We start from the raw sequence: 7,449 nt of genomic DNA, 5'->3' as shown, positions 1-7,449 counted from the left end.
CCGGAGGCGCCCACACCCACCAAGGCGGGCGGCCCACACCCACCAGGGGCTGGGACGCGGATGAGCGTCGCACCCGCTGGTGTCATGCTGCAGCAGAGCTGTGTGAGAGGTCAGCTCACATCGGGAGGCGTGGCCACCGTCTTGGCCAGGTACAGCTGCTCGCCGAGGCGATCCATCAGCTCGAGTTGGGTCTCGAGGTAATCGATGTGATGCTCTTCGTCGGCGAGGATGTCCTCGAGGAGCTTGGCCGAGGTGTGGTCGGCCTTCTCGCGGCACATGACGATGCCGGGCTTGAGGCGGTCGACCACCTCGACCTCGATGGCGAGATCGGACTCGAACTGCTCACGAAGGGTCTGTCCGATCCGCAGCGGCAGGATCTTCTGGTAGTTCGGGAGTGCCTCGAGGAAGAGGATGCGGTCTGTCAGCGTCTCCGCATGGTGCATCTCTTCGATGGACTCTTCGCGGGTCTTCTTCGCGATCTCGGTGAGTCCCCAGTTGCCCTGCATCTTGGCGTGCAGAAAGTACTGATTGATAGCCGTCAGCTCGCTGGTGAGCTGTTCGTTGAGGAGGGCGATTACCTCGTCGTCGCCGCGCATGATGAAGCCTCCGTTCGCAGTGGTAGAAGAAACCTAGCACGACGAACGCCCCCGCGTCTCCATCGAGATGCGAGGTCGTGACTCTATAGGGTCTGGTGTCCCCTTTACGCGGCGCTGTTGGCGGTTGCCACCCTTTCGTTGACGATTTGCTGGAGACGCTCGAGGCAGGTGCCACAGCCTTCGCCGGCACCGCACCGCTCGCCGATTGCATCTACGGACATGGCGCCCGAGGAGCAGTGCTCGTGGACTTCGTCCTCTGTCACCGCTCGGCAAATGCAAACGAACATCGTGGTCACCTCTTCGTACTCCAGTTAGGTAAGGGTTACATAAAGGTCGCCTCCGCGCAAGGGTTGCCTAACCTTTGGTACGGACGCACCAAACTGGGAAAGGAGGTCCCAGTAGGCTGTTGCGCTGTGTCACTCACCGTCAGCACCGTCAACGTCAACGGCATCCGTGCCGCCGTCAAGCACCGTTCCGCGGCCAATCGAGGCTTCCATTCCTGGCTCGACGGGGCGGGCGTCGACATCGTGCTGCTGCAGGAGATCCGCGCCTCCGAAGACCTCGCCCGCGAGGCGCTCGCACCGGCGCTCGACGACGGGTGGCAACTCGCCATGTCGCCGTCGGTGGTGAAGGGGCATGCCGGCGTCGGTGTCCTGAGCCGGCTACCGCTGGGCGCCGCACGGACCGGTTTTGGCAGCGCCGAGTTCGATGCCACCGGCCGCTACCTGGAGGTCGACCTCGACACACCCCTCGGGCCGACCACCGCGGCGAGTCTGTACCTGCCCAAGGGCGCAGCCGCGCCGGTGGCCGACACCGAACCCAAACTGCGCGAGAAGTACGCGGAGAAGGTGCGGTTCCTCGACGAATTCGGCGCGTACCTCACGCGACTCGCGCGGCGGCGGCGCCACGTCGTCGTCGGGGGCGACTGGAACATCGCCCACGCCGAGGCCGATATCAAGAACTGGAAGGGCAACCTCAAGAACCCCGGTTTCCTCCCGCACGAGCGGTCCTGGGTCGGCGAACGGCTGGCCGGCGGATGGTCCGACGTCATGCGGGACCTCGCGCCCGACGAGGCGGGTCCGTACTCGTGGTGGTCGTGGCGTGGCAAGGCCTTCGACAACGACTCCGGCTGGCGCATCGACTACCAGTTGGCCAACCGGTCGTTGGCCGCCCGCGCGGTGAAGGCGACAGTCGACCGCGCCGCGGCCTACGACCTGCGGTGGTCGGATCACGCTCCGGTGACCGTCATCTACGACTGAAACCCGACCCGGCGTGGGAAGAAAATCGTTCGGACCCGTTTGAGAGACTGAGACCCATGAGCAGCAGCGACACCACGGCCACCGGCACACGCCCGCGCGTGCTGTCCGGGATCCAGCCCACCAGCGACTCGTTCCACCTCGGCAACTATCTCGGGGCGGTCCGGCAGTGGGTCGAGCTGCAGGACGACTTCGAGGCGTTCTACTTCATCCCGGACATGCACGCCCTCACCGTGGCGTTCGACCCGAAGACCTTGGCCGACCGGACCCGGGGGAGTGTCGCGCAGTTGCTGGCCCTCGGTGTCGACCCCGAGCGGTCGGCCGTCTACGTCCAGTCGCACGTACCGGAGATCGCGCAGCTCACCTGGGTGCTCTCGTGCATCACCGGATTCGGCGAGGCCGGCCGGATGACCCAGTTCAAGGACAAGACGGCCAAGCAGGGGACCGAAGCGGCCGGGGTCGGACTGTTCACCTACCCGATCCTGATGGCCGCCGACATCCTCGCCTTCCAGGTGGATCGGGTCCCGGTCGGCGAGGACCAGCGTCAGCACCTCGAGCTCACCCGTGACCTCGCGCAGCGGTTCAACTCGCGCTTCGGGCAGGTGTTCAAGGTGCCCCAGGCCTATGTGGTCCAGGAGTTCGCCAAGATCTACGACCTGCAGAACCCGACCGCGAAGATGAGCAAGTCAGCCGAGACCGACAAGGGCCTCATCAGCCTGCTCGACGACCCCAAGAAGTCGGCGAAGAAGATCCGCTCGGCGGTCACCGACACCGATACCGAGATCCGGTTCGACCGCGAGACCAAGCCCGGCGTGAGCAATCTGCTCACCATCCAGTCGGCCCTGTCCGGGGTGCCGGTCGACGACCTCGTCGACAAGTATCAGGGCAAGGGATACGGCGACCTGAAAGTCGACACCGCCGACGTGCTCAGCGAGTTCGTCACCCCGTTGCGCGCCCGGGTGGACGAATATCTGGCCGATCCCACCGAGCTCGATGCGATCCTCGCCCGCGGCGCCGCCCGCGCCCGGGAGGTCGCGTCGGACACTCTGAGCCGTGTTTATGACAGAGTGGGGTTCTTGGCACCTGCAGGCTGATCTGACAGGAGGCGGTACCGAATGAGCTCGGTGGTGGATACGACGAAGTCGACGGTGAGCGACGCGAAGAGCACCTTCGAGCGATTACGGGAGCGATGGCCGTGGATCGAACACCTCATTGCGACGTTCCAGCGGTACAACATCCGACGCGGCAACGTCTACGCCGCCGCCATCACCTTCAACGGCATTCTGGCGATGGTGCCCATCGTCATGGTGTTGTTCGCGATCGCGGGCTTCGTGCTGGCCGGGCATCCGGAATGGATCGAGAGCATCAAGGATGCAGTCGTCAAGGCCATGCCCGGGGAGCTCGGTGACCAGATCGAGCAGCTGATCGACTCGGCGATCAACTCGCGGGCCGCGGTCGGCATCATCGGCCTCGTCGGTGCCGCGTTCACCGGTATCGGCTGGATCTCGGGTGTCCGGGTCGGGATGACCGAGATGTGGGGCGGCCGGGTCGAGCGCAATGCCGTCATGTCCAAGGTGTGGGATCTGCTGACCTTCGCACTGCTCGGGCTGGCTTTCGCCGCCACCATGGCACTGACCGCACTGGGCAACGGCGGGGTGATCCGGTCGATCCTCGGCTGGGTCGGCCTCGACCACGCGGGGTGGGCGCCGGTCGCGATCCGGATCGTCACCACGATCATCTCGATCTTCGCGAGCTGGTTGCTCTTCTCCTTCGTGCTGTCGCGACTTCCGCTGATGCAGATACCGTTTCGCAATGCGCTCAAGGCGGGGCTGATCACCGCGGTCATCTTCGAGATCATCAAGCAGCTCGGCGGGATCTACCTGAAATCGGTACTCAGCGGTCCGGCCGGCGTCGCGTTCGGTCCGATCCTGGGTCTGCTGGTCTTCGGCTACCTCGCCTCACGGATCATCCTGTACGCGTCGGCATGGTGTGCCACCGATCCGATGAACGAGGAGTACCAACTCCCGAATCCCGATGACGTCGGTGAAGGCGCGAGCGAGGACGAGGATGGTGCACCCGCCGCCGGTGTCTCGAGTGGCGGTGGTGGCGGGGCGCGAGCGGGTGTCGGGGCAACCGCAGGTGCCCGCGCGGGTGCGGGGGCTGCGAAGTCGGCCGGTGCCGCAGCCGCCCGACGGTCGGGCGCACCGTCGACGTCCGCTCCGGTCGTGGTGTCGCCGACGTATCAGGTGAGTCCGGTGGCCCCGACCGGATCGCTCGCGACCGCTGCGGGTGCGGGAGCGGTGGCCGGCCTGCTCCTGGGCCGCCTGAGTCGTCGGCCGTCTCAGTCATCCGACGACGACAGCGAGTGATCAGCGTTTCTTGAACAGCCGCAACGCGATCAACAGCAGGACCACCGCAACGAGCGCGGCAACCAGACCGAGCAGCACCCGCATCGACCACTGCGTCGGCTGATCGGTACCGGCGGCACTGGTCTGCTGCGGGGCATCGGCTGCGGTCGTCGTCGTGGGCGATGCGGAGACCGATGCCGCCGTGGCGTCGAGTGATCCCACCGCCACACCCTGCGGCGCGCGGAAACCGTAGTCGAACAACGACTTCGCCTGATCCCAGTAATTGTCGTCGACGACGGTCAGCCCGTACATCTGCACGATGAGGATGCGCCGGCCGTTGCGTTCGGTGACCCCGACAAAGGTCTTCTTGGCGTCGTCGGTGTAGCCGGTCTTCCCGCCGAGCATGCCCGGATACCCTTCCAGCAGAAGCTGATTGGAGGTCTGCATCAGATACGCCGGATGGTCGGTGTCGCCTGGGACATCGGGTCGCTTGGGGTAGCCGGGGAACTGATGGGTGGGCATCGCGATCAGCTCGCGAAAAGTCGGATCGCGCATGGCTTCACGGAAGAGCACCGCGAGGTCGTACGGCGAGGTGGACATGCCGGCCGCATCGAGTCCGGACGGGCTCGCCGCGCGAGTGTCCAACGCGCCCAGCTCTTTTGCCTTGTCGTTCATCTTGGCCAGGGTCGCCTCGACGCCACCGAGTTCGCGGGCCAGGGCGTGCGCACAGTCGTTGCCGGAGACGATCAGCAGACCGGTGAGCAGGTCGCGGTTGGTGTAGTGGCCGCCCGGTCCCATCCCGCACAGATCGCCCTCGGAACTCCAGTCCTCGGGCATCGGCGGGACGACGGTGTCGAGGTCGAGTTCCTCGAGTGCCACCAGTGCGAGGAGCACCTTGATGGTCGACGCCGGACGATACCGGCCGTGCGGATCCTTGGCGGCGATGATCTCGCCGGTGTCGAGGTCGGCGACCAGCCAGGCGGCCGACGTCAGCCGCACCGGTACCGGTCCGAGCGACGGATCGGCGACCACCCCACACTCACCGAGCCGCTCCCCGCCGAGTGGCGGATCCGGTACCGGGAGCGGCGTCGGCGTCGGTGAGCCGGGTGCCACCACCTCGGATTCGTCGACCGGGAGCGGTGTGCCGATCCGGTGCGGGCAGTGGTCGGTGACCGGTGTCGTCGTCGGCGGGGTGGGAGCATTGGTCAGGCCGGGCGGCGGCTCGGCGGCCGCCGGTGCACAGATGAGGAGGAGGGCGGCGAGCACCGTCGCCAGTATCGCCGCCGCCTTCACGGCAGGCAGGTTACCAGTCCGCAGCACCGTGCACCGGACGCGCCGGGCGCGTCACAGCAGCGTGTAGGCCTCGGTGAGCACCGACCGCAAGATCTGCTCGATCTCATCGAACTCGGCCTGCCCGGCGATCAGCGGCGGAGCGAGCTGCACCACCGGGTCACCCCGGTCGTCGGCGCGGCAGTACAGCCCGTTCTCGAAGAGCGCGCTGGACAGGAAACCACGCAGGATGCGCTCGGATTCGGCCTCGCTGAACGTCTCCTTGGTGGCCTTGTCCTTGACCAGTTCGATGCCGTAGAAGAAGCCCTCGCCACGCACGTCGCCGACGATCGGCAGATCGTGCAGTTTCTCCAGCGTCGAGCGGAACGCCGGCGCCGTCGACTTCACGTGATCGTTGAGACCTTCGCGCTCGAACAGGTCGAGGTTGGCCAGCGCCACCGCGGCCGACACCGGATGTCCGCCGAAGGTGTAGCCGTGCGCGAAGGTGGTGGTGCCGTCGCGGAACGGTTCGAAGAGGCGATCGCTGGCGATCATGGCGCCGATCGGGGAGTAGCCCGACGTCATGCCCTTGGCACAGGTGATGATGTCCGGGACATAGCCGAAGTCGTCGCAGGCGAACATCGAGCCGATGCGGCCGAACGCGCAGATCACCTCGTCGGAGACCAGCAGTACGTCGTACTCGTCGCAGATCTCGCGGACCCGCTCGAAGTAACCGGGCGGGGGTGGGAAGCAGCCGCCGGCGTTCTGCACCGGCTCGAGGAACACCGCCGCCACGGTGTCGGGGCCCTCGAACTCGATGGCCTCGGCGATCCGGTCGGCGGCCCAGCGGCCGAACTTCTTCGGGTCGTCGCCGAGGTCTCCGGTGCCGTACGGATCGGGGGCGCGATAGATGTTGGTGTTCGGTGCGCGGAAGGCGCCCGGGGTGAGCGGCTCGAACATCTGCTTGAGCGCGGGGATGCCGGTGATCGCGAGTGCGCCCTGCGGGGTGCCGTGATAGGCGATCGAGCGAGAGATCACCTTGTGCTTCAACGGTTTTCCGACCAGTTTGAAATACTGCTTGGCCAGTTTCCAGGCGCTCTCCACGGCCTCGCCGCCACCGGTGGTGAAGAAGACCCGGTTCAGATCGCCCGGAGCGTAGGCGGCCAGGCGTTCGGCGAGTTCGATGGCGGGCGGCGTCGCATACGACCACAGGGGAAAGAAGGCAAGCTCTTTCGCCTGTTTTGCGGCGGCCTCGGCGAGTTCGGTGCGACCGTGGCCGGCCTGCACGACGAACAGGCCGGCGAGACCGTCGAGATAGCTGCGGCCCTGGTCGTCGAAGATCCGAACACCCTCACCGCGGGTGATGACCGGTGGTGTGATCTCCTCGCCATGCCGGGCGAAGTGGCCCCAGAGGTGGGCGGCGCTGCGCTGTCCCCAGGTGGGTTGTTGCAGAGTTGATTCGGTGGTCATCGGGTACCCCAATTGTATTGTTGCTTGACCAGTTTCAGATAGACGAGGGTCTCCGTGGCGGTGACCTCGCGATGGATCCGAACCTGCTGGTTCAGGATCTTCAACAGGTGATCGTCGTCTTCGCAGACCACCTCGATGAGGATGTCGAACGAGCCGGCGGTCAGTACCACGTAGTCGATCTCCGGGCAGGTGGCGAGTTGCTCGGCGAGTTCCTGGGTGTCACCGGTGCATCGGATGCCGATCAGCGCCTGGCGGGAGAAGCCGAGCTTCAGCGGATCGGTGACCGCGACGACCTGCAACAGTCCGCTCTCGCCGAGTTTCTGGACTCGGTTGCGGACTGCCGCCTCCGACAAGCCCACGGACTTGCCGATGGATGCATACGACGCTCGACCGTCCGCCTGAAGGTGTTCGATGATCTTCTTCGCGGTTGCGTCGAGTGGGGCTCCGGATGATTCGACCACACACCGATCGTGGCGGATTAGGCACAAAACTGCAAGCCAAAACTGCGTA

At 66.0% G+C, this 7,449-nt stretch carries 7 protein-coding genes and 1 pseudogene; 3 read left to right on the top strand and 5 right to left on the bottom strand.

The features are described 5' to 3' along the window. Positions 1–110: 110 nt before the first annotated feature. Positions 111–596, bottom strand: a complete 486-nt coding sequence (gene bfr / locus AAFP30_RS19940) for a bacterioferritin (protein WP_419231739.1) — start codon at positions 594–596, stop codon at positions 111–113. 104 nt (positions 597–700) lie between these two features. Next, a complete protein-coding gene (locus tag AAFP30_RS19935; RefSeq protein WP_419231744.1) occupies positions 701–883 on the bottom strand; it encodes a (2Fe-2S)-binding protein in 183 nt (60 codons plus the stop codon). Positions 884–1,009: 126 nt separating this feature from the next. On the opposite strand from AAFP30_RS19935, the gene AAFP30_RS19930 reads away from it, so the two are divergent. The 3 genes and pseudogenes from AAFP30_RS19930 to AAFP30_RS19920 form a co-directional block, all read left to right on the top strand. Continuing rightward, a complete protein-coding gene (locus tag AAFP30_RS19930) occupies positions 1,010–1,855 on the top strand; it encodes an exodeoxyribonuclease III (RefSeq protein WP_419231738.1) in 846 nt (281 codons plus the stop codon). A gap of 56 nt (positions 1,856–1,911) precedes the next feature. Beyond that, complete coding sequence (trpS, locus tag AAFP30_RS19925) at positions 1,912–2,946, top strand: tryptophan--tRNA ligase (protein ID WP_419231737.1); 1,035 nt, start codon at positions 1,912–1,914, stop codon at positions 2,944–2,946. Between the two features lie 21 nt (positions 2,947–2,967). Beyond that, positions 2,968–3,900, top strand: a pseudogene (locus AAFP30_RS19920) (YhjD/YihY/BrkB family envelope integrity protein); the annotation flags it as partial. A 321-nt stretch (positions 3,901–4,221) separates the two neighbouring features. On the opposite strand, the gene AAFP30_RS19915 reads toward AAFP30_RS19920, so the two are convergent. Genes AAFP30_RS19915 through AAFP30_RS19905 form a run of 3 tightly spaced genes read right to left on the bottom strand, consistent with a single transcriptional unit; the run spans position 4,222 to position 7,400 of the window. Next, complete coding sequence (locus AAFP30_RS19915; RefSeq protein WP_419231736.1) at positions 4,222–5,493, bottom strand: D-alanyl-D-alanine carboxypeptidase family protein; 1,272 nt, start codon at positions 5,491–5,493, stop codon at positions 4,222–4,224. A gap of 51 nt (positions 5,494–5,544) precedes the next feature. Next, entirely contained in the window at positions 5,545–6,939 is a 1,395-nt protein-coding gene (locus AAFP30_RS19910) for an aspartate aminotransferase family protein (RefSeq protein ID WP_419231735.1), read from the bottom strand. Then, positions 6,936–7,400, bottom strand: coding sequence for an Lrp/AsnC family transcriptional regulator (locus AAFP30_RS19905; protein ID WP_419231734.1), 465 nt, complete (start codon positions 7,398–7,400; stop codon positions 6,936–6,938). Before AAFP30_RS19905 ends, AAFP30_RS19910 begins: the two co-directional genes overlap by 4 nt. Between the last annotated feature and the right edge of the window lie 49 nt (positions 7,401–7,449).

Source organism: Gordonia sp. CPCC 205515, from assembly GCF_048537925.1.
Classification (GTDB): domain Bacteria; phylum Actinomycetota; class Actinomycetes; order Mycobacteriales; family Mycobacteriaceae; genus Gordonia.
This window is presented reverse-complemented; position numbering and strand designations above follow the sequence as displayed.

Excerpts from the sequence above, each read along its gene's own strand:
- AAFP30_RS19935 (WP_419231744.1), bottom strand. The coding sequence starts at position 883 with ATGTTCGTTTGCATTTGCCGAGCGGTGACAGAGGACGAAGTCCACGAG.
- trpS (WP_419231737.1), top strand. The coding sequence starts at position 1,912 with ATGAGCAGCAGCGACACCACGGCCACCGGCACACGCCCGCGCGTGCTG.
- bfr (WP_419231739.1), bottom strand. The coding sequence starts at position 596 with ATGCGCGGCGACGACGAGGTAATCGCCCTCCTCAACGAACAGCTCACC.
- AAFP30_RS19910 (WP_419231735.1), bottom strand. The coding sequence starts at position 6,939 with ATGACCACCGAATCAACTCTGCAACAACCCACCTGGGGACAGCGCAGC.